Source organism: Brevibacillus sp. JNUCC-41 (assembly GCF_014844095.1).
In the GTDB taxonomy this organism is placed as follows: Bacteria; Bacillota; Bacilli; order Bacillales; family DSM-1321; genus Peribacillus; species Peribacillus aracenensis.
Genome location: NZ_CP062163.1, coordinates 4,251,461 through 4,276,630 on the forward strand (window position 1 = coordinate 4,251,461; position 25,170 = coordinate 4,276,630).

The window sequence follows — 25,170 nt, forward strand, 5'->3', positions numbered from 1 at the left end:
AGGAATGAATGTGAACAGAAAAAATGGGCCGATGTATTTACAGATAAAAGAAATATTAAAGGATCGTATTTTACATGGGGTTTATGCCATCGACACAAACATTCCCTCTGAGCCTCTTTTGGAAGAAGAATTTAACGTAAGTAAGGTCACTGTCCGTAATGCAATCAAAGAACTCGTGCAAGAGGGGTATGTTGAAAAGAAAAGCGGCAAAGGCACTAGGGTCATAGCTAATGGTTCGATTGTCAAACTTTCCAAAGGAAAGCGTTTCACAGAGCTGTTGGTGGAGGAAGGGCACTCCATTTTAAAAAAGGTGTTAAACATAAGTCATGTTGACCTTTCTTCGGTCCCTAAGCTGCATTCTTTATTTGGTGACCATTGCATAAGTATCGAACGGATATATTTATTGGACAATGAACCTTATATTTACTTTACACATTATGTTTCACTCGATATGAACGAAGAAGATATGAAAGAGCTCCAGATCAATTCTTTGTACCGCTTTTTGGAAGATCAAAACGTCAAACTTGAAACATTCAGAGATGAGTTTGCCGTTGCTATCGCTCCGGATCACATTTGCGAAACACTGAAAATCGAAAACAATAGTCCTGTATTAAAAAGGATTCGGATTTCCAGTGATGGGGACGGAAATGTTATGGAATACAGTGAAGGGTATTACAACACGGCTAAACAAAACTACATCGTGACATATAATGAGCCGGTACAATAATCCAATTATTGTATCGCATTGATTGTAAGCGATTTCAATGGGGTGGGGAGAACATATGGATCTATATTTATTAGGAATCACGCTGATAGCCATCGTAATTGTTATTTTGGGGGTATCATGGTGGAAATGGCATGCATTCATTAGCTTGACTGTAGCCAGTTTATTTTTAGCGGTTTTTTCAGGACTGCCGATGGACAAGATTGTAGGAGCATATGAAACGGGTGTCGGAGCGGTCCTTGGTCACCTTATTGGAATATTGGCTTTAGGGACCATCTTAGGAAAGATGATGTCCGACTCTGGAGCCGGTATGCAGGTTGCTGACTTTTTCATTAATAAATTCGGCGTGAAGAACCTGCCGTGGGCCATGCTTTTATCTGGTTTCATCATAGGCATTCCGGTATTTTTCGAGGTTGGTTTAGTAATATTGCTACCTTTGGTCATTTCCATTCGGAAATCAACCAAAGTGAACATCTTGTTAATTGGTATTCCTGTACTTGCTGGTTTATCGATCGTACATGGGCTGGTACCTCCGCATCCGGGAGCCATGACAGCTATTGGAATCTATAATGCAAACATGGGACAAGTACTTCTGTACTCATTGATCATCGCATTCCCGACTGCTGTAATTGCCGGACCGCTATTCGCAAAATGGGTTCAAAAACGGGTTATTCCTGTTGGGGAACCGGAATTGATTCGGGTGGTAACAAAGTCAAGTGGTTTACCAGGGACTGGGGTTTCGTTCTTCATCATCCTTTTGCCTGTATTGTTGATGGTTATAACTGTCTTGGCTCCTTATTTGCCGCTACCGGGTTCCGTTGAAAAATTCTTATTGTTTATCGGCAGTCCGGTGATTGCCCTATTAATCTCCTGTTTTGCTGCTTACTACTTCTTGGGATACAGACAGGGAATGGACAAATCACTAATTAAAAAGTTGACGGAAGAATGCCTGTTGCCATTAGCCTCCATAATCCTTATTATCGGTGCTGGCGGAGGATTCAAGCAAATTTTAATTGATAGTGGCGTAGGGACTGCAATCGCTTCCATGTCTGAAGAAATTTCTTTATCCCCGATCGTTCTTGCATTCCTTGTGGCCGGATTGATCCGGATTGCCACAGGTTCTGCAACCGTCGCTTTGACCACGGCAGCAGGGATCGTTTCACCGGTCGTTGCCAATATGACAGGTGTTAATCTAGAATTGCTCGTTATTGCCACGGGAGCAGGCTCACTTATGTTCTCCCATGTTAATGACGCAGGTTTCTGGTTGGTAAAAGAATATATGGGACTAACCGTTAAAGAAACATTCAAAACATGGACAGTCATGGAAACATTACTTTCCTTCGTGGCATTCGGTTTGGTTTTAATTTTCGATATATTCATTTAATTAAAGAAAATTTCTCAATGTGTGAATAAGTAACATTTACCTCCGTGAACTGTCTTGGGGTGACAGATCACGGAGGCTTTTATTTAGTCATGGAACATACTGGGGGTGGAGAAAATGACCGGTTTTACTCTTAATGATAGGTCATTGCAGAAACCAGAAACAAAATTCATTCACAATCGGAAGTAGTTAGACTATTGACAAGGGGGCAGTTTCATCCAGGAGATGTTTGTTTGGCTCCTCGAAGATATAAGTCCTGACAGAGACTTCTATATTGGAAGATTGACAGCTTCCCGTTTACATATTCATTCTGAATATAATCTAATAATTCATTGGCATGGTTAGGCTTTTGACGTTTTTCCTGAATATAATGGAGAATTAAAACTTCTATATTCACACACTCACCTTACTTGACAAGTATTTTTTTCCATTAACAATATAACATGGGCATTCAAAAAAATATCATTTTTTGAATATTTTAACTATCGACATATTTATACAAATAAAGGATTGATTCGGAATAGCGGTGGGGAATTTTATCGGGTAATGCAAAAAAGAGCGATATTGTACTGACTTACTTTTAAGTCGGCACAAGAAAAAACCCTTGAAAATTCAAGGGTTGGATTGTTAATTAAGGTGACGAAACTGATTTTACAAGGACTTCATGCTTGTATCTTTTGTACAGGTATAGGTGATAAGCGCAGCTCTGCGGCTTCTCTCTTAATGGAGAATAAATAAGCTGCCAAACCTAAGATGGCTGTAAAAATCAGCATGGCGATCGATGAACTGAAATCCCCGCCAGACAAGTCACGAAGCCATCCCATGATATAGCTCGAAAAGCCGCCCATGATATTCGTGAATCCAATTAGACCAGCGGCCCGTCCTGCCGTTTCAGGTGTTGAGTATTTTACCATGAGCATATTACTTAAATGGAACACACCGCCTTGACATCCCATTGCCAGTCCCATACATAGTCCGGCTAAAATTGGATTGGGGATGAAGATCGCTACAGTCAGAAAGACTGCTGTCAATGAAAATAGAATCGTGGCCATCAAACTTGGACGTCTGGTTTTGTCAGCCAGAAAACCGCATGCCAAGACAAATCCTAAAGCGAATAGCCAGGAAAGTGAAGTGATACTCGACATTCCTTCCTTTTCGAATCCTTTTGCTTCAATGAGGTAGGTAGGAAGCCAAATGCTGATACCGAAAAATAAAAAGGAGCATACAAGCATGCCGAACCAAACAATCCAGAAACGATAATCTTGGGCGAAACTCTTATTCTCGGAGGCAGCGGTTTCTTTCACTTCATCATCCGTTTGGCGAATGAAAGCCAATTCCTCCTTACTTATACGGGGGTGTTCTTCTGGTGTATTCCGTGTCATAAAGATGAACATCGGGATATTTATAAATAAGTTGAATGCTGCAAGCATAAAGAAAGCTGCCTGCCAGTGGAGTAAAGATATCACGAGCACCAAAACAATGGCTCCCATTGCCGGACCTAAATAGTTACCGGTAAGCCATGATGCCTGGGCCCTCCCCAATTCCCGTTTATTAAACCAGTTAGAAATGAATTTGCCGGATACCGGAATCATCATCCCCTCACCAAAACCAAGAATGATCCTGCTTATTAAAAACATTTCATATGAATTTGCCAGGCCTGACATAATCATCGTGAGTGTCCAAACGAATAAACCGGCAATGGCTGTTTTTCGGGCACCTAATTTATCAATGATGAAACCCCAAAAAAGATTGGAAACTCCATAGGCAATGGTGAATACAAAAGATAGAAGACCAATCTTTGCATTTTTGTCATCGCCTGTCATACCGAGTGCATGCAAGAATTCAGGATCTGTTTGAATGATGGAAATGCCAACCTTATCAATTTGTCCGAAAAACCAAAAGAAAAAAATTGGAACGGCAATATACAACCATCTTTTTTGCCCATTTAACATAATACCATCTCCTTGTCGCTTTTTAGCATTCCCTAAAAACACTTACCATTGCAAATAAGTGAATTACGGTTACCCCTTTAGAAAGGTACTAGTTTTGATTTTTCATTTAAGCGTGTAATCCCGCCTTTCTTAATAATTTTGATAGATAAAAAGTCACGGAAATGTTTTGTAAGGAAAACAAAGTTTTACTTTCTTAACGATAAATTAAAATAATTTGATTGTCAATTTAATATTTTGATAATTTTCTATTTTTAGAATAAACAAACTTATAAGCGTTTTCATATTTAAAACAGAGTTCCATTGCCGCCTTTTGTACATTCTTTGAGAATTATTTAATCAAATGAGTGGATGGACCTCTATCACGGACTTAAAAATGGAAGTATTTAATCTTTTATGTCAAAAAAACAAATTATTATCAAATTATCAAAAATTCCAACTTATCGATATTGAATTTAAAATCAGGAAAATCTATAATTCATTTATGTTGTTTTGTATATAAAATACTTAATATGGAAAAATTATGATTTTGGCAGAATATATCGATGTATAATTCTTTATTTGTTTTCATTTGTAATATTCGTTATATTTGGTTGTATCGAGCTTTTCTATTGATACGTCAATTAAGCTAGACTTCCACATAGTTTTATATATGTAAATATGCTTTAATTGACACATATACACTAATCTATTTTAAACAAATGATCTTCCAGAACTTCCAGAAAAAATGTACATATACTTGCAAGTTCTTCTTTGTAGGTATGAAGAAAGTTTTACTGAATGGGTTATATTCAGGAGGAAATGAGATTTATTTACAACGGGGGGAATTCTCGAATGGCAAGCGAAGAAAAAGAGAAAGAGAAATATAGTGCTAATTCATTGGTTAGAGGATTGGAAATCATAAAGCTCTTTAATGAGGTACAGCCGAGTTTGTCTCTTTCAGAAATTGCAAAACAACTGGGAGTAAGCAGAACGGTACCATATCGTTTATTATTCACATTACAAAATATCGGTTATTTGTCTCAGGATGAACATACCAAACGTTATAGCTTAACCCCAAAGGTTCTTGAATTGGGATTCAGCTATTTGAATAGCTTGAAATTCCAGGAAATTGTCCAACCATATATGGAGAACTTGCGTGATGAAATCGGAGCCTCCTGCCATCTATCCATTTTGGATGGGCAGGAAGTTGTTTATGTTGGAAGTGCCCCAATCAGAGGTGTATCCGCTGTCAATGTGAACATAGGTTTACGGCTGCCGGCACATGCATTGGCCAATGGAAAATTACTTTTGGCATATCAACCGAAAGAAATGTTAATGCAAATGTTCAAAATATCAAACCTGACACCTTATACAGACAAAACACTCACCGCGCCGGGTGAATTTCAAAAACAGCTGGATTCAATCCGGCAGAATGGTTATTCGATGACAAGCGGGGAATTCCACCCTGGCATCCGTTCTGTTGCCGCTCCGATTTTTGACCGGACTGGGAAAGTATTGGCTGCGTTGAATGTCGTGGCAACTGAGTCTGCTTACCAAGAGGATTTCATCGATAAAATTGCCTTGCCGAAACTTTTGGAAGTTTCTCGGCAGTTATCTGTTTATATGGGATATAGCGGGGTTAAGCCGTATCAACACGAAGATGTCTGATCTTACTTGAGCCCCAATCTATTAATAAGTTAATAACCTTTTTTGAAAGTGTGGATCCCCAATAGGGTATCCACACTTTTTTTTGTTTAAGAAATACGTTTATCCCAAAGCGCCAAGTGTTCGAATTATAAAAATAGTTTTAAATATTCTAAAAATTAATTGACTTTGAAGCGGTTTCATTTTAGACTTAATTCATAGACAAAACATTGTTTTGCTTGTAAAACACAATGCGTTTTAGTAACAACCAATAAGGGAGGAATTTTAAAATGACAAAAGAAGCTTTTTCAGTGAAGGATTTTGAAAAAAAATATGTTGCACGATTGAAAGACCGTTCGCTTGATTGGGATGTCTTGAAGTTCCAGGAAGAAATCGATCCCGCTTATCGACGCGCACAGATGAGATATATCGGACGTGGTGCCACTGCCAATAACGATACGAATGTAATTGCAGGTGAACATTTCACTTTAAGTACAATGGTGCTGCCTCCGGGATGTATCGGTCCTTTGCACCTTCACGACGATGTTGAAGAAGTGTTTTTTATTCTAGAGGGTGAAGTCACGGCATTAATTCAAGAGGATAGCTACAGCGAAGTGCATGAAATTAAATTAAGTGCGAGAGATTGCATCAGCAGCCCACCAGGGGTTTATCGGGGAATTAGAAATGACGGGGATGTGGAGGCGCGCATGCTCGTGATGTTAGGGGCAGTGAAGCCTAATTTACCGACATATCCTGAAGGCAGTGACCTGGAAGAACTGCGTAAACAGCGCGCTAAAGAAAGAGAAGCCATTATTAAAGACTGATTATTTAGCCGAAAAGGGCACCTGCATTATGAAAATTAATGAGGCGCCCTTTTCGATTAGATTGTTAAATATGGCCCATGCAATTTATCTAAAGGCCAATCTAAATTATGGGAGGTATGAAAAATGCTTGGGATTACTCATTTACGACATATAAGCATGATAACTCCGAATTTCGATGATCAAGCAGAGTTTTATGAAAAGGTTTGGGGACTGGATAGAGTGGATGTTCCGGAAGAGGAGAATACGGTTTATTTCCGCGGGGCTGGACCGGAACATCATATTTTAAGCCTTCACAAGGGAGAAAAACGTGGTTTGCATCATATAGCTTTTGGCATGGTCGATAAAAATGCGGTGGATCGTGCAGCAGGGATATTACAGTCGAAGGGCGTTCGAATTATTGAACCGGCTGGATATTTGGATGAAGCAGGTGCCGGTTATGGCCTGCGGTTTATTGATCCGGAAAACCGCGTAATAGAGCTTTCGGCTTGGGTGGAAGTACAAACGTCTATATGGAGCAAGAAAAATGTTGATCCAGTGAAACTGAACCACGTTGTAATGAATACAAAGAACTTGGATATGATCGTTGAGTTTTACACGGATGTACTTGGGTTTAAAGTTACAGATTGGAGTGAGCACCAAATGTCATTCCTGCGATGCAACAGGAAACATCACTCCATTGCCTTCAATCAAGATGAGCATGCGTCAGTCAATCATATCGCATACGAGGTCGATTCCGTGGATGAACTGATGCGGGGAATAAGCAATGTGCGAAAAGCGGGCTTGTCAGAACTTTGGGGACCTGGACGTCATGGGCCTGGAGACAATATTTTCTGTTATTTTCAAGACCCAGGCGGTTTTGTTATGGAGTATACATGTTATCTGGAAACGATCGAAGATGAAGCGGAGTGGAGGGCACGTGTATGGAAACGGGTTCCGCATTTAATGGATCAATGGGGGATTGCAGGTCCGCCGAAACCAGAAGCCCGCAAAGCAATGGGAGGAGATCCCGATCCAGGCTGGGTTGATTCTAAGATAGATGATTCAATCATGGCGGAAAAATGAGGAGGATATTGATTTCCTCCCATTATTCTTGTGCGTAATTAGGAAAAGCGTTTAAGGAAAATGGTTTTGAAAAGGAGTGACGAGAGTGGATTTAGGATTGCAAGGAAAAGTGGCTGTCATAATGGGCGGCACGTCGGGCGTGGGATTAAAAACAGCAGAAATGTTTCTGGCTGAGGGAGCGAAAGTGGCTATATGCGGCAGAAGTGCAGAGCGTATGGAGAGTGCACAAACACAATTGCTGTCATTTGGTGAAAAGGCAGATATTTTTGCATCAACATGTGATGTCACCTCAAAATCGGATGTGGATTCTTTCATTAATGGTACCGCTGAGAGGTTTGGCGGAATCGATATATTGGTGAATGCAGCCGGTCAAAGCGTGATGGGTCACTTTTTTGACATAACGGATGAGCAGTGGGAAGAACAGATTCAGTTAAAGTTCTTTGCCATCATATATGCCGTTCGTGCATCGCATCCTCATTTATTGAAAAGGGGAGGAGGGCGGATCATTAATATTAATGCAACGCTTGCTAAAGAACCTGAACGTCATATGATAGCGACTGCAGCAGCAAGGGCTGGTCTCCTTAATTTAAGCAAAACCTTGTCCCAGGAATTGGCTTTTGACAATATATTGGTTAATTCAGTGAGTCTTGGATTGATCCGGACGGATCAATGGGAGCGAAGAAGATTGAAAAATGCGCCTGATATGGACCCAGAAGAGTATTACGGAGACCTTGCGAAAAAACGGAACATCCCTCTTGGCCGCGTTGGTGAAGCGGAAGAAGTGGCCAGTGTCATCGTTTTCCTTGCTTCAGACAAAGCAAGTTATGTAGCGGGTTCGACGATTGAGACGGCAGGAGCAATCGGAAAGGCACTATAAATATATTACTAAAAAAGGTAGGATAACGCGATGAAAATACAAGAAGAATTAGAGTTTACGACCGCCGATTCCATCGTAAAGGAGCTTGTTCAGGCAGGAGTGGAAGCTGCTTTCGGAATTGTCAGTATTCACAATATGCCAATATATGATGCAATTCTTAGAGAAGGGAGCATCAAACTCATTTGTTCACGCGGTGAGAGCGGTGCCGTAAATATGGCTGATGGATATGCCCGCGCCACAGGGAAATTGGGTGTAGTGATTACAAGTACCGGAACAGGGGCAGGAAATGCTGCTGGTTCACTAGTGGAAGCATGGGCAGCTGGTGTCCCCCTTCTTCATCTTACCGGTGAGGTGGCTTCTTCTTATCTTGGTACAGGCAAAGGATACATACATGAGTGTAAAGACCAGCTTTCAATGATGAGAGGAGCTTGTAAAAATGCAGTGAGGCTTAGAAACCCTGACCAATCTGCAGCAGTGGTAAGGAAGGCGATCCAAGAAGCCTTAACTGCACCAACGGGTCCGGTTACATTGGAAATCCCGATTGACTTTCAATCGGCGATCATAGAAGATCTTTCACTCGAGGGGCTACGGGCCTCTACATCTGAAACAAATGCATTGCCATTTATTCCTGAAAAAGCCGTGCAAAAAATCTTAGGCGCACGCCGTCCTGTAATATGGGCAGGTGGTGGAGTCATCAGTGCCAATGCATCGCAAGAGCTGCAAAAATTAGCGGAACTCCTTGGTGCAGCGGTTATAACAAGTCAGTCAGGAAAAGGGTCGATTCCAGAAAACCACGAACAATGCATCGGACATTTTGCAGCATATAAAACAACAAAAGAGTTTTTAAGAAATGCAGATTTATTGATTAGCGTAGGTGTAAGGTTTAGAGGGAATGAAACATCCAACTGGAAAGTGCCGGTGCCACAAGAACATATAGCGATCGATGCGGATTGGCAGGCCATTAACAGGAACTATAAAGCCACGTTAGGATTGGTTGGTGATGCAAAAGGTATGTTAGCTGCCATCATTCAAAAACTCGAAGAACATTCAGTTCATGCGGAGCCTTCTTATTTACAAGAAGTTCTTTCGCTTAGAAATGAAGTGCGTGCTCAACTCAGGGAAACGCTTGGACCTTATGAGCAATTTGTGGATGGTATGAGGGAGATATTACCAGACGATACCATTCTGGTTCGAGATGTAACCGTACAGGCAAACGTTTGGGGCAGCCGTTTATTTGAAGTCTATGAACCGAGAACATCCATTCATGCATCAGGCGGGGGAATTGGTCAAGGTCTTCCAACAGCAATCGGTGCCCAAATGGGGTGTCCGGATAAAACCGTTGTTCTTATGGCTGGAGACGGTGGGTTTATGGTGAATGTCGGGGAAATGGTTACTGCAGCCGAAGAAAACTTACCAGTTATCATCGTTTTGTTCGATGACTCAGGCTATGGGGTTCTTCGCAATATTCAAACAGCCGCATATGGTCGGCAGGTAGCCGTGGATTTATTGAGTCCTGATTTTGTGAAACTGGCTGAGTCCATGCATTTTGATGCTGTCCGTATTGGTTCTGGAGATGAATTCATATCCGAACTGAAAAAGGCAAAGGAAAGACGTAAACCCTCAATGATCGTTGTTGATATGGAAGCTGTGGGGCCTATGGCCAAGCCATTTGGCGGACCTCCAGGAGCTGCGGAAGCGTTCAAGCCCAAAAAACTATAAGGAGGATTGACAATGATTTCGACATACCCATTTGTTTCAGGAAAATACCTAGTTAATGGAGAATGGAAAGAATCGGAGGATAAAGTCGATGTAGTAAATCCGGCATATACATTAGAAGTAGTTGGCCAGGTGGCGAAATGCTCTGAACAAATCGTGAATGACGCAATTGAAGCGGCAGAAAATGCTTTTGAAACGTGGTCTCGCTCTGATATCGGGGAACGGGCCAATCGGATGAACACTGCGGCAGAAGAACTCTCAAAAGTTATTGAGGAAAATGTTACAGTGTTTGTACGTGAAAATGGCAAAACACTTGTTGAAGCTAAAAAGGATTTACTGCGCTGTGTTGAAGTCATGAAGGGCTGTGCAGCAGAGTTACTTGATTGGTGGAAGCCTGAAGTGCTCCCTGGAAAACAAAAAGTCCAGATCCGAAGAAGGGCAAGAGGTGTCACGGCAATTATCACACCGTGGAACTCTCCAATGATATTAACCTTTAAACGGGTCATACCTGCTGTTTTGGCAGGCAATGCCGTTGTTGTAAAACCTGCAACGAATTGCCCGTTAACGATAATGACCTGTTTAAAAGTAGTTTCTGAACATTTTCCTCCAGGGGTAATCAATATAATCTCGGGATCAGGAAAAGCGATCGGCGACAAACTATGTTCCGATTCACGCGTACGGACTTTGGCGTTTGTCGGAAGTACGGAAACCGGAAAAGATATCATGCAGAAATCAGCTGGAAATCTGCAAAAGGTATATATGGAACTTGGCGGAAATGATCCTGCCATCATTTTGGAAGATGCCAATATGGATGAAGCGGCCATCAAACGTTTGAGGATGGGGATATTACGAGCAGCGGGTCAGGTCTGTTCTGCAGTAAAAAGAGTGTACGTCCAAGAATCACGTTATGATGAGGTTGTGGAAAAGCTGACCAAAGAGTTTAGCCGGATGGTAATTGGTGATGGCATTCAGCCTGACGTGACAATGGGTCCATTGAATAATAAAGCACAATATGACTTTGTGAATGGCTTGATCGAACGTACCGCTAAATCAGGAGGAAATATAATCACGACTGGCATCCAGCTGAATCCGGAAACTTGGGATAAAGGTTATTATATGTGTCCTTCCATTATTACAGGCGTCGATCAGCAGAGCGAATTAGTTCGGGTGGAGCAATTCGGACCCATCATTCCAATTTTACCTTTCAATGGTATTGATGAAGCTGTAAAATTAGCGAATGATAGTGAGTTTGCCTTGCGTGCTTCTGTTTGGACCGAGAATGAAGATATCGCTGTCGAAATGGCAGATCGCCTTGAAGCTGGTGCTGTTTTCCATAATAATCATACCGTTTTCAGCGACTTGGCTCTGGATTTCCCAGGATTAAAAGAAAGTGGTGTTTCCCGGGAAACAAGACATTGCGGGCTGGAATTTTTTGCGGACTCATACGGGTTTGCTGATTGAGGAAGGATGAAACTACATGAAATTAGGTTTAATCGGATGCGGTAATATCGGTAAATTTCTGCTACAGGCCATTAATAAGGACGGGCTTCTTCCTGGTGGTAAAATCGTTGCGATTTATGCCCGCCGTGAAGAAGTCGCAGCACAACTAGCTGAAGAATTCAGGACACAGCCATATAGTGATGTCGATGAACTCCTTCAATCCGATGTAGAATTAGTCATAGAGGCTGCAACGATCGAAGCAGCTGAAGAGTATGCATTGAAAGTGCTTAAAAGTGGGAAGGATCTCTTGCTGAGCAGCATTGGCGTGATGGCGAATCGTGCCTTTGAAGAACAATCAAATCAGATTTGCAAAATGAATAACGTGAATATTCTCCTTCCGTCTGGTGCGATTGGAGGTCTCGATGTACTTAAGTCGGCAAAGGCGGTGAATGGCCTTGAATCTGTTTGCATCACCACAAGAAAACCGCCAAACGCATTGCCTGCAGGTTCTACAGTGACAGAAGAAACGGTATTATTTGAAGGATCTGCTGCAGAAGCGATCAAACAGTTTCCGAGAAACATTAATGTTGCGATTGTGCTGTCCATGGCTGGTCTTGGATCTGAAAAGACGAAAGTGAAAATCATTGCCGATCCGAATGTGTTAAAAAACCATCACCTGATAGAAGCGTCAGGTTCGTTCGGGAAACTGAAATTGGAAGTGGAAAATGATCCGATGCCAAATAATCCGAAAACGAGTTATTTAGCGGCATTAAGTGTTTTGGCTACTCTGCAAAATAAGGAAAAGAGCGTTCAAATCGGGTAAAGACTTATGATGTAAAGCTTGGAAGGGAGAGGAAAAGTATGCTTAAAACTGATAAATCCTTAGAAGAAATGTCGAAACAGCAAGTTATTAACTATCTGAATGAAACGGTTAAACCAGAGGAAGGCGCTATACCTGCATACCTCCTTGGAGACCCAAAGGTTTATGATATAGAACATGAAAAAGTGTTTTTGAAAACATGGGTTTTTATCGGTCATGATTCTGAAATACCCAACAAAGGAGACTTCATGACCCGTGAACTGGCTGGCTACTCGCTCATCATCACTCGTGATGGTGAAGGGGAAATCAGGGCGTTTTATAATATGTGCACACATCGCGGAATGAAACTATGCCGTGCAGATAAAGGAAACAAGTCATTATTTACGTGTCCCTACCATGGGTTTAATTTCAAAAACACTGGTGAGCTCGTAGGGGTGCCTTTACAAAAGGACATATACGGGGGCAACCTTGACCGGTCGGAAATGGGCCTTCACAAAGTGAAGCTTGAATCCTATAAAGGTCTTTTATTTGGAACTTGGAATGAAGAAGCCGAGCCGCTTGAAGAGTTTCTTGGTGACATTAAATGGTATTTGGATATACTCGTAGGTCGTGCAGAAATGGAAGTAATCGGGGTTCCGCAAAGATTCGTAGTCAATTCCAACTGGAAAGTTGGTTCCGATAACTTTGTTGGTGATTCCTATCACACGATGGTCACACACGGTTCCATTGCCAAACTGGGCATGGTTCCAAATGCTACCTATTCAAAGCGCGGTTTTCAAATCCATACAGATAACGGGCATGGACTGAACTTAGGGACACCTAACCCTGAATTCGCTTTCCCGGAAGAATTGAAAGAAGAATTTAAAACTAATTTGTCTGAAGAACAATATGGAGTGTTATCAAACTTAAAGAATATGATTGGGAACGTTTTCCCCAATTTATCATTTTTAATATCCCATACAAAAATCAAGGACCAATTCATCTCCAACACTTCAATTAGAATGTGGCGGCCAATCGGTCACAATAAAATGGAAGTGATCGCTTGGATGCTCGTGGAAAAGAACGCCTCCCAAGATTGGAAAGATAGATCAAGAGATTCATTTATATTGACCTTTAGCCCATCCGGTATTTTCGAACAGGATGATACGGAAGTGTTTACGGATATTACTGAAGCAGCCCAAGGCCCAATGCCTTTCCTAAAGAATCTAACCTACAATTATACAATGGGTCTTCATCGTGAACCAGTTGATTTTATAGGACCGGGTGTTGCTTACGATGATAAATTCACTGAAGCGAGCCAAAGGAATTTTTACAAATACTGGCTTGAATTAATGACGAAATGATAAGCGGGAGGGGGAACGGAAATGAATGTGGAGAAAATGTTGCTCAAATGTGAATTTGAACAGTGGCTGTATGATGAAGCTCAACTATTGGATGATATTGAATTTGATGATTGGTTCGATTTAATGCACTCGAGCTTGCGTTATCAAATGCCTGTACGTGTAAATAAAGAAGGTGTGGAACGCCCGGATTATTCAACGGAAATGTTTACATTTAATGATGATATTGAGCTGCTTAAACTGCGCGTGGATCGTTTGAAAACGGATTATGCTTGGGCGGAAATACCGCCGTCAAGAACACGGCGTTTTGTCTCTAATGTACGCGTTAAAGACTATGTTGAAGGTGAAAAGGCAGTTGTCAAGAGCTATTTGCTTATCTATCGGAGCCGCAGCACGGATATTCAACATGATTTGATTTCGGGGGAACGAAATGATGAATTCATTTTCGAAGAAGGTAAATGGAAACTTTCCAAACGGATATTCATTGTTGATCAATCAACGATAAATACCAGAAATCTTGCTATCTTCGTATAATATTGACTTGGATAAAAAGAGATAACAAGGAGGCTGGATTCAATGGCAATGGCGTTAAAGGATAAAGTAGTGTTGATTACCGGGGGCAATTCAGGTATCGGAGAGGCTGTCACTAGACGTTTTATACAAGAAGGGGCAAAAGTCAGCATCATCGGCCGCTCGATAGAAACGCTAAAGAAAATGAAAGAGGAATTTGGTGAAGAGATTCTCATTAACCAAGGCGATGTAAGCAAATATGAAGACAATGAGAGGGCCGTACAGGCCACAGTCGAGCAATTCGGAAAGCTGGACGTTTTCGTTGCTAATGCAGGTGTCTTTGATGGATTTGCTAAATTTGCCGACGTAACTCCCGATGCACTTTCCGAAGCATATGATTTTCTGATCGATATTAACGTTAAAGGATCTTTTTTCGGTGCTAAAGCCGCTCTTGAAGAATTGCAAAAAACGAATGGCAATATTATTTTCACCGTATCCGGTGCCAGTTTTTATCCAGATGGCGGCGGGGTGTGGTACACAGCAAGCAAGCATGCCCAAATAGGATTGATGCGCCAACTTGCCTTTGAACTTGCTCCTAACATTAGGGTGAATGCTGTAGCGCCTGGTGGCACTCTGACAGCATTATCGGTCATTCCTCCCCTACGTCCATTCGTTAAAATCGTGGATAATGAAACGAAGGCAAATAGCATTAAAAAAAGAAACCCTCTTCAGCTTGCACAGATGCCCGAAGATCATGTAGCTGCATATGTCCTGTTAGCATCGGACGCAGCGCGTGCAATTACCGGCGAAGTCATCTCCAGTGATGGAGGATTGTCAGTTCGCGGACTGGGTTGAGTTCATTTCAAAATAAACTATGGGAAGAAGGTTTATAAGTATGGCTGAATCACTATTGGGCAATAGGAAGATTAATCAACTCGCATTTGTTGTAAAAGATATTGAGGCTGCTAATCTAGCTTTCACAAGACTGCTGGGCATAAAGAAGGCAGAACCATTTCTAACCGGTGAAAGTTCTGTTTCGAAGGTCACTTTTAGAGGTGTACCAACGGGATCACAATCCAAACTTGCTTTTCTGAATACACCTACCGTCCAATTCGAACTTATACAACCCGATAAAAATCCAGGAACGATGCGAGAGTTCCTGGATGAAGTAGGTGAGGGGATTCACCATATAGCGTTTGATGTAGACTCTATCCAAAAGAGGCTGCCAATCATGGAGAATAGCGGCTACCCAGCTTTGCAAACAGGTGAATTCACTTCAAGTGACGGCCGATATGTATATGTGGATACACTGGATGATCACAAAACATTAGTTGAACTGCTTGAAAGTGCAGAGCCAAGAAAAACGGCATGGGAGAGACCAGAAGATGCAAGCGTTCAGCCGCTATTAGGGACCAACAAAGTGGAACAGCTTGCCTTAGTTGTAAAAGACCTGGATGCGGCTGCGGAGGCATATTGTAAGTTATTGGGTATTGAAAAGCCTCCCATCATTCATTCTAGTTCAACAGATATTACAAACGTGATATACAAAGGGAAGCCCACTGAAGGGAAATCAAAATATATGTTCATCGATACCCCGTTAATTCAAATTGAATTGATCGAGCCGGGCGAATCACCTAGTACGTGGAAAGATCATCTTGAAACATATGGTGAGGGTGTTCACCATATCTCTTTTGTCGTTAAAGACATGGAGGATAAAATGAAGATGTTAGAAGAAATGGGCTATCCGGTCATACAGACAGGTAACTTTTTTAACGGAAAAGGCAGATATGCCTATATGGATACCACATCGACCTATAAAGTGATTATTGAATTGTTAGAACGTTTTGATGAGTAAACATGTATCGATGGATCATAAAAAGGTTTCAGCAGAGCACTTGTAACTTACATTTTTAGAAATAACGAACTCCAGTGGTCATTAAATCGAAAACCTAGCCATTTTCCCTCCTATTCAGCTGATTAACTTACTGTACTAGTGAAACCGTAAAAAGCATATACAAGGCAATGGGCAGGAAGGGGACTTCAACCATGGCCTTGTACGGTTGGCATAATAATGACAAATTTAACAACAAAACGGGAAAAAATAATTGACAAATAATTCAGAATATAAATATTATTAAAGGTAGTTATTGGTTTGAAAATTTTTTAAACTAAGATGTATACATGTATGCAGATGGAATGTTGTTTTTTCTAGGGAACAATAGGTTAAAAAAAATTGGGGGCTGAAAAAATGGAGATATCCGGAAAAATAAACTTTGATTATAGCGCAGAAGTGATTTGGGAAGCCATGCATAATCCGGAATTGCTCAAGAATGCCATTCCAGGATGTCAAGACCTTTCATTGGTTGCAGCTGGCGAATATGATGTTGAACTAAAGCTTGGTGTTGCAGCTGTAAAAGGTGACTACACGGGAAAGGTGAAATTGAAGGATTTGGAAGTTCCCTATCAGTATATTTTAAATGCTGAAGGCAGCGGGAAGCCAGGTTTTGTATCTGCCGAAATGGACTGTAAAATCGTTCCAGGTGGTGATGGTTGTCAATTGATTTGGGAATGCAACGCAGATATAGGTGGAATGATCGCTGGTGTGGGAAGCAGGGTTATTGGTGGTATTGCAAAATTCATGGCAGGTAAATTCTTTAAAGATATGGAGAAACAGTTAAAAACTCATCAAAGAATTTAATGCCGGTCATTCAAAGCATTTAAACGATGTATCACGAATGGAGGGGTTCCTATCAAACCAGCTAAGTTTAATTACCTTCGGCCTTCGAGTTTGGAAGAAGCTGTGCACTATTTATCAGAATACGGGGAAGATGCGAAGATTTTATCCGGTGGACAAAGTTTGATCCCATTATTGAATATGAGACTTTCAACGCCAAAATACCTTATTGATATAGGCAGGGCTGAGGGGTTGAGCTATATACAAGAAGAAGGTGAATCACTGGTCATCGGTGCTTTGACGAAACACAGGGAAATTGAAAAATCCGAGTTGGTTAAGGAGAAGTGTCCATTGTTATCGGAAGCAATACGGTGGGTAGGCCATGAACAAATACGCAATCGAGGAACTGTTGGTGGCAGTATCGCCCATGGTGATCCATCTGCGGAGCTACCATGCGTTTTAACCGCTTTAAGAGGAGAAGTGGTCATTGCCGATGTAAACGGCGAAGAAATAGTAAGCCCTGAAGATTTTTTCCTAACCTATATGCTTACATCCTTACAGCCGGATCAATTGGTTAAAGAGATTCGGTTCCCGATATTGAAGCAGACTAGTGGATCGGCATTTGTTGAAGTGGCCAGAAGGCATGGGGATTTTGGTTTGGTTGAGGTGGCTGCAGTAGTTGATCTAAGTGAAGATGGAAGTTTTTCTGAGGTTAAATTAGCCATAGGTGGCGTGAATTCCGTTCCTACAGCTTTAGGGGATGTGGAAAGGCTTTTGGTTGGAAAGGAACCGACTGAGGAGAGTTATAAGGATGCGAGTGTTTTAACAATGGAGATGATCGAACCTGAATCCGATCTCCACGGTACTGCTGAATATAGAAGGGAACTATCTGGTACGATGGTCATCCGGGCCTTAAAGCAAGCGACCATTCGTGCACAAGGGGGCAGGGTGATGTGATGGATGGAGTTAAGATAAACCTAAAAGTAAACGGACAAGATATATCGAGGGAAGTAGACTCTAGATTGCTATTATCGGATTTTATCAGGGAGAGCCTGTACCTTACTGGAACACATATTGGCTGTGAACATGGAGTTTGCGGAGCTTGTACAATCCATGTTAACGGTGATCCAGTCCGCTCATGTTTAATGCTTGCAGTCCAAGCGGATGGATGTGAAGTCAAGACGGTGGAGTCACTTATCCAGGAGAATGGGAAGCTTAATTACCTACAGCAAGCATTTTCGGATAATCATGCCCTGCAATGCGGATTTTGTACTCCAGGATTTTTGATGACGGTTTCAGGTTTCCTGGAAGAAAATTCAAAACCTAGTGAAGATGAAATAAAAAAATGCATTTCAGGAAATTTATGTCGTTGCACCGGTTACTCCAACATTATTAAAGCTGTGAAGCAGGCTGCGCAAACTGTGTCTAATTAAGGAGGGAACAGGCATGACAAAATACGTTGGCCAAAGTGTTAAGCGGAGGGAAGATTATCGTTTGGTTACAGGTACAGGGCAATTCGTGGGAGATATCCGAATGGCAAATATGGTTGAAGCGGTCTTTGTCCGCAGCACACATGCACATGCCACAATCAAAGGGATTGATATCTCCGAAGCTCAGGCATTGGAAGGGGTGCATGTTATTCTCACCGGAATGGATATAGATGGAATCATAAAGCCTCTTGTCCAATTTGAATCACATTGTGCTTTGCCCCCGAATCTAGAGGAAGCGATCAATCCCACTATCCATTATTGTTATGAAGATGTCCTGGCAAAGAATAAGGTGATGTATGTAGGGCAACCCATTGCAGTCGTCGTTGCAGATAACAGGTATGTGGCCGAAGATGCAGCAGATTTAATAAAAGTGGAATATGAAACGCTAACAGTGGTTGTCGATCCATTCAAGTCATTGGAAAAAGACGCACCATTGATTCAAGAGCATTTACAGAATAACGTCCAGTCAGACTTCCATGTTACGACTGGAAATGCTGTACAGTCCCTTAAAGATGCAGATCAAATTCTCAAGGCAAGAATCCAAACGCCTAGAGTTTCTTCCAACCCGCTCGAAACGAGGGGGGTCGTTTCCACCTATGAAAACCGTACAGATCAATTTCATATTTATTCTTCCACTCAACTTCCTTTTGAGATTAGAACTTATATCGCTAGATCATTGGATTTGGTTGAACAGCAAATCAGGGTGACCGCACCTGACGTAGGTGGTGGTTTCGGACCAAAAGGTGGGGTTCACCCAGAAGAAATCTTAATTCCATATCTTTCGAAGTTATTGAAGAGACCTGTCAAGTGGATTGAAGATCGTCTAGAACATATGACAAGTGCACGCCATTCACGGGATCAAATCCATGATGTGGAGGTTGCTTTTAACCAGGATGGCACTATTTTGGGAATTAAAGATCACTTCATTATAGATAGTGGTGCTGTAAATTATTTTGGATTAACATGTGCCTACAATAGTGCCTACCATTTAAGGGGAGCATATAAGATTCCAAACTATGATGTTACTTGCCAGATTGTCTTAACGAATAAAACACCGAATGTTCCCTTTCGGGGAGCAGGAAGACCAGAGGTCGTTTTCGTAATGGATCGAATTATCGATATGGTCGCTAGAAGGTTGAAAAAAGATCCAGTGGAAGTAATGCGAAAGAACATGATTCAAGCGGAGGATATGCCTTATGACCAAGGGATTTTGGTTAAAGATGGTGCGAAGCTGATTTATGATAGCGGGGATTATCCCGCTGCATTGGATCAAGGTTTGAAAATGATTGATTATGAAGGATTTAGAGAGCAGCAAAAAGAGTTGAAGAAGCAAGGAAAGCTAGTCGGAGTCGGCATTTCCACATATGTAGAAGGAACAGGTGCTGGTCCATTCGAAAGTGCCTATGTCACGATTGATGGAAGCGGTCAGGTCGTGGCATACCTTGGATCTTCTCCGCAGGGGCAGGGTCACGAAACGGTATTCTCCCAAATCTGTGCGGATGAATTAATGCTTAGTCCAAATGATATTACAATAAGGGTCGGGGATACAACGAACTTGGCCTTTGGGGCCGGAACATATGCAAGCCGGAGTGCAGTGAATGCTGGATCGGCCATTCAAATTGCTTCAGCGAAATTAAGGGGAAAAGTATTGGCCGTCGCAGCTGCCATGCTTGAAGTTGAATCCTCGGATTTACAAATGGAAAATGGCAAAGTCTTTGTTAAGACCAATCCTGAAAAATGTGTGACCTATAAGGAAATTGCTAAAGCGGCACGTCCAGGAAACAGATGCAGGGTACCTGGTGGAATGGAGCCAGGCCTGCAAGTCACACATTACTTCGTTCCGCCCACTGTTACTTTTTCATCGTCCGTCCATATAGCCATGGTGGAAGTGGATAAGGAAACAGGTTTAGTCGAGTTGAAAGGTTATAGTGTGGTACATGACGCAGGAAAGGTCATCAATCCAATGATCGTGGATGGTCAAGTGCAGGGTGGCATAGCCCAGGGAATTGGGGCAGCTCTTTTTGAAGAAGTCGTTTACGATGAGAAAGGCCAACTTTTGACCGGATCTTATATGGATTATTTATTGCCGACATCCATGGAAATCCCGACTGTAGAAAAGTCCCATCAAGAATTCCTCTCTACCAGAAATCCACTTGGCATCAAGGGAGTAGGTGAAGGTGGAGCCATTTCCCCGCCTGCAGCCATTGCGAATGCGGTTGTTGATGCGCTCGATCCATTAGAAATCACGATCAATCAATTGCCCATTAGTCCAAGCAAACTCCGTAATTGGATTAAGGAAGCGGAAAGGAAAAAGTTCAAAATCGAAATAGGTTAAAAAATTCGTTTAGCAGTTCAGAATTCATTGTTGATGGATTCTACCCTATACCATGACAGAACGACAGACGAGCATGAAAATGGAAGGTGTAAATAGGGGATTACACTAGTTACGAAAATTTTCATGATAATAGGGGCTGATTTTTTTGAATAATTTAAATCCACAAATGCATGATCCATCGGGCAAAATGACGAATACCCGTTGGTTCTTCACGGCTTTTCCTTTGCTTGTTCTTTTCACTGTTTCCATGATGGATAAGGCAAATATTAATATTTTGCTTGCCAACAAGCCTTTTCTAACTGATTTAGGTATTGATGGTAATTTGGTGAAAGGAACACTTAGCAGCATATTTTTAGTGACTTATGCTTTTGGCCAATTGGCTTGGGGCTTTATCGTTGATAAGATAGGTGCACTGCGCAGCGGTTTCATCGGGATCGCTCTGTGGGCATTTGCGATGGTGTTAGGTGGAATGGCCGATTCCATCAGTGCGATTTTATGGTCCAGGGCCATATTGGGAATCGGTGAAGGAGTCCTGTATCCAATGGCATTGAAATTGACCTCAAGCTGGTTCCCGCAGAATGAACAAGCAAAGGCACAGACAACTTGGTATAACGGAAATGCGATAGGACCGGTTGTTGGGCTTCCGCTAATAGCAATCATAGCCTCCACATATGGCTGGCGGGAAAGCTACTTCATACTTGCGGCATTATCTGTCGTTTGTTTGATTTTATTCTTGATCATGACAAGAGATAATCCGGCTAAGCATTATGCGGTTAATTCAATGGAATTAAACTATATTCAAAGTAATCAAAAAGTGGGGGGGACTCCAACAGCAAGTAAAGATAATGTTAAAGCGGTTCTTGCGAGTCCGATGTTCTGGATCTTAACGATTGTTTATTCTTGCATTTCCATTGCCTATTATGGGATTTCGACCTTTTTACCAAGTTATTTGACAGAAGAAAAAGGGATTGCTTTTGTAAATTCCGCTGTTATAAATGCCGGTGGATTCGCATTAGCCATTGTTGTACAAGTGGTGGCTGGGTTTCTATCCGATCGATTCATGAAGAGGGCGATTTTTGTAGGCGGGGCATGTGGGCTTATCATCATTTTCATGCTTTTCTCCCTTTTCACTGCTAACAGCACAGTTGCTGCCGTCTTGAGCATTTTATTGATTGGTCTTTTGTTTATGCCAGCTGCGCTGACCATGACCATGCTTCACCGTGTCGCATCACCCGATGTAATGGGGAGCATCAGTGGGGTTTTCGGCTGTGTATCTTATTTAATTGCAGCTCTTGGACCCATGGTTGTCGGTTTATTCAGTCAAATGAGCGGTTCATATAATGGCGGGTTTATTGCCCTTTTATGTTTTGTAGCCCTCTCCCTTTTCTTGAGTGTTTTCTTAGTCAGAAAAGGATATTAGTGCTCTGATTTAAATCATTGAAAATGAATGGGGAAGAGAGACAAATACGGTATTTTCGATTTGTCTCCCTTTTTCTGCTTCCAAATATGTGAATACCAGATTTAGAGGAGGGGGTTAAGGATGTCAAGGTTACAAGAATTAAAAGACGTGCTGGAAAATATAAGTTCCGCATGGGAGCGGCACGAAAAAGCAGCAATGGTCATGCAGATAAGTGTCAAGGGTTCCGCATATAGACTTCCAGGCGCAAAAATGATGATGGCATCGGACGGCCGTATGTTTGGTACGATAAGTGGCGGATGTTTGGAAAGCGATTTATATGGCTGGGCGGAAAAAGCTATGGAATCCAACACTTGCGTTATACACCAATATGACTTGAGCGAGAATGAAATTTGGGGGTTGGGAATAGGTTGCAAAGGTAAATTGGATATATTTATCCTCCCAATTGAGCCAGATGACGAATTCTGGATGATGACATATCAAATTGTCCAAAAAGGTCAGAGTTTCACCATGATATTGGATGTATCCTCCGGTAATGGTTTAATCGTCGATAAATATGATAACCTCATTGGAAATCATGGAAGTGTGCCATCTGAAGTCGTTGAAAAAGCAAGGAGGGTAATGGATACACAAACTCGGGCAGAATTGGTGAATCTGGAGGGAAAACGATATCTAATTGATGCTATTAAGCCCAGTGAACAATTGATTATTGCCGGGGCTGGCATGGATGCTGTTCCAGTTGTCGAATTGGCAGCAAAAGCAGGCTTTTCCGTAACGGTATTGGATTCACGCAAGAGTTTCAATAATGATCGCTTGTTTCCATTGGCTTCGAATTTGCAAAAATGCCCAGATGAAATAGACCCTTCTGAATTTACTGGATCATGGTGGATAGTCATGAATCATATCCAGTCATTAGATGAGAAAACCCTACAAGTGGCATTGAAAAGTGCCCCACGATATATTGGGGTGCTTGGCCCAATATCCCGTACAACGGAAATGCTTAATACAATTGGAGAAGACTTCAACAGCGGTCCAATCCACTCACCAATTGGCCTGGATATCGGTGCTGAAACGATGGAAGAAGTTGCACTAAGTATTGTGTCGGAATTGATGTCTGTTAGAAATGGAAGATTTCCTGCACCCTTGCATGGCAAAGTGAAGATTCATGCCTAAAATAGGCGCAATCATACTTGCGGCAGGCATGTCGATTCGAATGGGTGAACCTAAACTGTTACTTCTATTGCGGGGACAACCTCTATTTCGTCATGCCATTGATTCTATCCTTGGCAGCCCCGTGCAGCCCATTTATTTGGTTGCCGGTAAATATATAGAAGAAATCCGTCAACATAGTGAAGACTATCCAGAAATGAAGATTATTCATAATCCGAATTATGCAGATGGAATGTCCACTTCTTTAAAACTAGGAGTTCAATCCATCAAAGAAAATGTGGATGCAGTCATGATCTTCCTTGCGGATCAGCCCCTTATTTCCCGTGTCATCATACAATCTTTAATAGATAAATATATTCAGTGTAAAGATGAAGGAGTACGGATCGTCCGGCCAAAATATAAAGGGGAAGTAGGACATCCGATACTAGTGGATGCAGTATTACTCAATGAATTCCATTCAATAAATGGTGATCAAGGTGGTAAAAGCATCATCAAAAAATATGAGGCGGTGACAGAGACCGTTTCTTTTGACAATTCGATGTGGGGATTTGACATTGACACGCCTGAAGACTTCCAAAAAGTGAAATTGCATTTGTATTCATAATGCAAAACAGTTGATATGAAATAAATGATCCTGAATGGAATACTAAGTTCGGCCGAATAAATCATTGGAAGGTTGGAAAAAGCAGCGGAACAGCCGGAAAAAGAGAGGGAAGGCCCATATAATCCCCTAATCGTTCGAAATGCTGCCTTGAAGAGTTATATATTAAAAGGGTTCCTACAATTGCGGACTGAATACTCGCAATTAGGCACCCTTTAATGTTAATTTTATTCGGATACATGTTTTATGTAATCAAGATAATAATCATAGTTTTTTTGGATATGGATCGTATTCACCTTTATTGCTTTTTCTACATCTTTGTCACGAATGGCATGGATTAGCTGTAGGTGCTCATTGTTTCGTTCCTCATACCAAGATTTATCAACCATTGTAACATCTTCATTACGGGCCGATAAAAAGGAAATTCGAAAAGATAGCCATAACGAATCTGTAGTTTTTTGGAGAAAGGTATTTCTCGAGTAGGAATATAATAAGCGGTGAAATTCAATGTTTGCTCGACTTGCCGCTATTCGGTCATTACTATTAATTGCTTGTTGCAGTTTATCCGTTGCCCATTCCAGTTTTTTTAATTCCTCTTCCGTAATTCCTTCACAAGCTTTTTGTATCGAATAGTTTTCGAGCATTTTCCTGATTTCCAATTCCTGGTGTAAAAGTTCAATATCCACATTGGATATGACCATCCCTATACCAGGTTTCACCTGAAGCAAATTTTCCTGTTCCAATTTCCTCAAAGCTTCACGAACCGGTGTACGGCTACAATTGAATTGTTGAGCGATATCATCTTCCGTTAAACGGTCTCCAGGCAAAAAAATCCCTTCAATGATCGCATTTTTTATAACAAAAAATATAGCTTCCCTTAAGGGCTTAGAAGAATAATGTTCTATTTGTTCTGTAATATATTGATAGTGATTAGTTTCCATGGTGCTCCTTTCTACAATCCAATTATATACAAGTATATTTATTTTATCTTAAAAAACGATTGAAGTCATTGCAATGCTTCAGACTTTTAATTATTTATACTATTAAATGGGGAGGGTCCGTTTCTGTTTTGGCACAACAAATGATTTAGAGTTTTAGTTCATATAAAAATGTGGTTTAAATGATCTATGAAACAATTATAACCAAACACGCCCACAAGGCTATCTTTCCTTATTGGCAAGTTATAAAATTCAGGGAAGCCCCACCCGTCCTGA

23 protein-coding genes are annotated in these 25,170 nt (G+C 41.5%); 20 read left to right on the top strand and 3 right to left on the bottom strand.

The window, feature by feature from the left end:
- Nucleotides 1-4: 4 nt before the first annotated feature.
- Together JNUCC41_RS20660 and JNUCC41_RS20665 are read left to right on the top strand one after the other, a co-directional pair.
- Nucleotides 5-727 carry a GntR family transcriptional regulator gene (locus tag JNUCC41_RS20660; protein ID WP_192204606.1) on the top strand — a complete coding sequence of 241 codons (723 nt, stop codon included), beginning with the start codon at nucleotides 5-7 and terminating at the stop codon, nucleotides 725-727.
- A 55-nt stretch (nucleotides 728-782) separates the two neighbouring features.
- Nucleotides 783-2,108, top strand: a complete 1,326-nt coding sequence (locus tag JNUCC41_RS20665; RefSeq protein WP_192204607.1) for a GntT/GntP/DsdX family permease — start codon at nucleotides 783-785, stop codon at nucleotides 2,106-2,108.
- Between the two features lie 211 nt (nucleotides 2,109-2,319).
- Here JNUCC41_RS20665 and yppF read toward each other — a convergent pair whose 3' ends face one another.
- Nucleotides 2,320-2,502 carry a YppF family protein gene (gene yppF, locus JNUCC41_RS20670; RefSeq protein WP_076371344.1) on the bottom strand — a complete coding sequence of 61 codons (183 nt, stop codon included), beginning with the start codon at nucleotides 2,500-2,502 and terminating at the stop codon, nucleotides 2,320-2,322.
- A gap of 265 nt (nucleotides 2,503-2,767) precedes the next feature.
- Nucleotides 2,768-4,057, bottom strand: coding sequence for an MFS transporter (locus JNUCC41_RS20675; RefSeq protein ID WP_192204608.1), 1,290 nt, complete (start codon nucleotides 4,055-4,057; stop codon nucleotides 2,768-2,770).
- Nucleotides 4,058-4,888: 831 nt separating this feature from the next.
- On the opposite strand from JNUCC41_RS20675, the gene JNUCC41_RS20680 reads away from it, so the two are divergent.
- The 18 genes from JNUCC41_RS20680 to JNUCC41_RS20765 all read left to right on the top strand — a co-directional run bounded on the left by JNUCC41_RS20680 (nucleotide 4,889) and on the right by JNUCC41_RS20765 (nucleotide 23,959).
- Complete coding sequence (locus JNUCC41_RS20680; protein ID WP_076371338.1) at nucleotides 4,889-5,704, top strand: IclR family transcriptional regulator; 816 nt, start codon at nucleotides 4,889-4,891, stop codon at nucleotides 5,702-5,704.
- 266 nt (nucleotides 5,705-5,970) lie between these two features.
- Nucleotides 5,971-6,504 carry a cupin domain-containing protein gene (locus tag JNUCC41_RS20685; RefSeq protein ID WP_192204609.1) on the top strand — a complete coding sequence of 178 codons (534 nt, stop codon included), beginning with the start codon at nucleotides 5,971-5,973 and terminating at the stop codon, nucleotides 6,502-6,504.
- A gap of 123 nt (nucleotides 6,505-6,627) precedes the next feature.
- On the top strand, nucleotides 6,628-7,566 hold the full coding sequence (locus JNUCC41_RS20690; protein ID WP_192204610.1) for a VOC family protein: 939 nt from the start codon (nucleotides 6,628-6,630) through the stop codon (nucleotides 7,564-7,566).
- A gap of 85 nt (nucleotides 7,567-7,651) precedes the next feature.
- Entirely contained in the window at nucleotides 7,652-8,443 is a 792-nt protein-coding gene (locus tag JNUCC41_RS20695; RefSeq protein ID WP_192204611.1) for an SDR family oxidoreductase, read from the top strand.
- Nucleotides 8,444-8,473: 30 nt separating this feature from the next.
- Nucleotides 8,474-10,162 carry a thiamine pyrophosphate-binding protein gene (locus tag JNUCC41_RS20700; RefSeq protein ID WP_192204612.1) on the top strand — a complete coding sequence of 563 codons (1,689 nt, stop codon included), beginning with the start codon at nucleotides 8,474-8,476 and terminating at the stop codon, nucleotides 10,160-10,162.
- Nucleotides 10,163-10,174: 12 nt separating this feature from the next.
- Nucleotides 10,175-11,620: an aldehyde dehydrogenase family protein gene (locus JNUCC41_RS20705; protein WP_192204613.1), complete on the top strand. Its 1,446-nt coding sequence runs from the start codon at nucleotides 10,175-10,177 to the stop codon at nucleotides 11,618-11,620.
- A gap of 16 nt (nucleotides 11,621-11,636) precedes the next feature.
- On the top strand, nucleotides 11,637-12,422 hold the full coding sequence (nadX, locus tag JNUCC41_RS20710; protein WP_192204614.1) for an aspartate dehydrogenase: 786 nt from the start codon (nucleotides 11,637-11,639) through the stop codon (nucleotides 12,420-12,422).
- A 38-nt stretch (nucleotides 12,423-12,460) separates the two neighbouring features.
- Nucleotides 12,461-13,762, top strand: coding sequence for an aromatic ring-hydroxylating oxygenase subunit alpha (locus JNUCC41_RS20715; RefSeq protein WP_192204615.1), 1,302 nt, complete (start codon nucleotides 12,461-12,463; stop codon nucleotides 13,760-13,762).
- A 21-nt stretch (nucleotides 13,763-13,783) separates the two neighbouring features.
- Nucleotides 13,784-14,293 (top strand): aromatic-ring-hydroxylating dioxygenase subunit beta, encoded by a 510-nt coding sequence (locus JNUCC41_RS20720; RefSeq protein WP_076371322.1) that lies wholly within the window; start codon nucleotides 13,784-13,786, stop codon nucleotides 14,291-14,293.
- A 42-nt stretch (nucleotides 14,294-14,335) separates the two neighbouring features.
- Nucleotides 14,336-15,124 (top strand): SDR family NAD(P)-dependent oxidoreductase, encoded by a 789-nt coding sequence (locus JNUCC41_RS20725; protein WP_228467396.1) that lies wholly within the window; start codon nucleotides 14,336-14,338, stop codon nucleotides 15,122-15,124.
- A gap of 40 nt (nucleotides 15,125-15,164) precedes the next feature.
- Nucleotides 15,165-16,124: a VOC family protein gene (locus JNUCC41_RS20730; RefSeq protein ID WP_192204616.1), complete on the top strand. Its 960-nt coding sequence runs from the start codon at nucleotides 15,165-15,167 to the stop codon at nucleotides 16,122-16,124.
- Between the two features lie 393 nt (nucleotides 16,125-16,517).
- Nucleotides 16,518-16,967 carry an SRPBCC family protein gene (locus JNUCC41_RS20735; protein WP_192204617.1) on the top strand — a complete coding sequence of 150 codons (450 nt, stop codon included), beginning with the start codon at nucleotides 16,518-16,520 and terminating at the stop codon, nucleotides 16,965-16,967.
- A 51-nt stretch (nucleotides 16,968-17,018) separates the two neighbouring features.
- Nucleotides 17,019-17,900, top strand: a complete 882-nt coding sequence (locus JNUCC41_RS20740; protein WP_192208259.1) for an FAD binding domain-containing protein — start codon at nucleotides 17,019-17,021, stop codon at nucleotides 17,898-17,900.
- A complete protein-coding gene (locus JNUCC41_RS20745) occupies nucleotides 17,900-18,376 on the top strand; it encodes a (2Fe-2S)-binding protein (protein WP_192208260.1) in 477 nt (158 codons plus the stop codon). The genes JNUCC41_RS20740 and JNUCC41_RS20745 overlap by 1 nt, the downstream gene beginning before the upstream one ends.
- 13 nt (nucleotides 18,377-18,389) lie before the next feature.
- Nucleotides 18,390-20,768: a xanthine dehydrogenase family protein molybdopterin-binding subunit gene (locus JNUCC41_RS20750; protein WP_192204618.1), complete on the top strand. Its 2,379-nt coding sequence runs from the start codon at nucleotides 18,390-18,392 to the stop codon at nucleotides 20,766-20,768.
- Nucleotides 20,769-20,913: 145 nt separating this feature from the next.
- Nucleotides 20,914-22,188 (top strand): MFS transporter, encoded by a 1,275-nt coding sequence (locus JNUCC41_RS20755; protein ID WP_192204619.1) that lies wholly within the window; start codon nucleotides 20,914-20,916, stop codon nucleotides 22,186-22,188.
- A gap of 120 nt (nucleotides 22,189-22,308) precedes the next feature.
- Nucleotides 22,309-23,358: an XdhC family protein gene (locus JNUCC41_RS20760; RefSeq protein WP_192204620.1), complete on the top strand. Its 1,050-nt coding sequence runs from the start codon at nucleotides 22,309-22,311 to the stop codon at nucleotides 23,356-23,358.
- A complete protein-coding gene (locus tag JNUCC41_RS20765; protein WP_192204621.1) occupies nucleotides 23,351-23,959 on the top strand; it encodes a nucleotidyltransferase family protein in 609 nt (202 codons plus the stop codon). The genes JNUCC41_RS20760 and JNUCC41_RS20765 overlap by 8 nt, the downstream gene beginning before the upstream one ends.
- A 224-nt stretch (nucleotides 23,960-24,183) precedes the next feature.
- On the opposite strand, the gene JNUCC41_RS20770 is transcribed toward JNUCC41_RS20765, so the two are convergent.
- Nucleotides 24,184-24,897: a GntR family transcriptional regulator gene (locus JNUCC41_RS20770; RefSeq protein ID WP_192204622.1), complete on the bottom strand. Its 714-nt coding sequence runs from the start codon at nucleotides 24,895-24,897 to the stop codon at nucleotides 24,184-24,186.
- Between the last annotated feature and the right edge of the window lie 273 nt (nucleotides 24,898-25,170).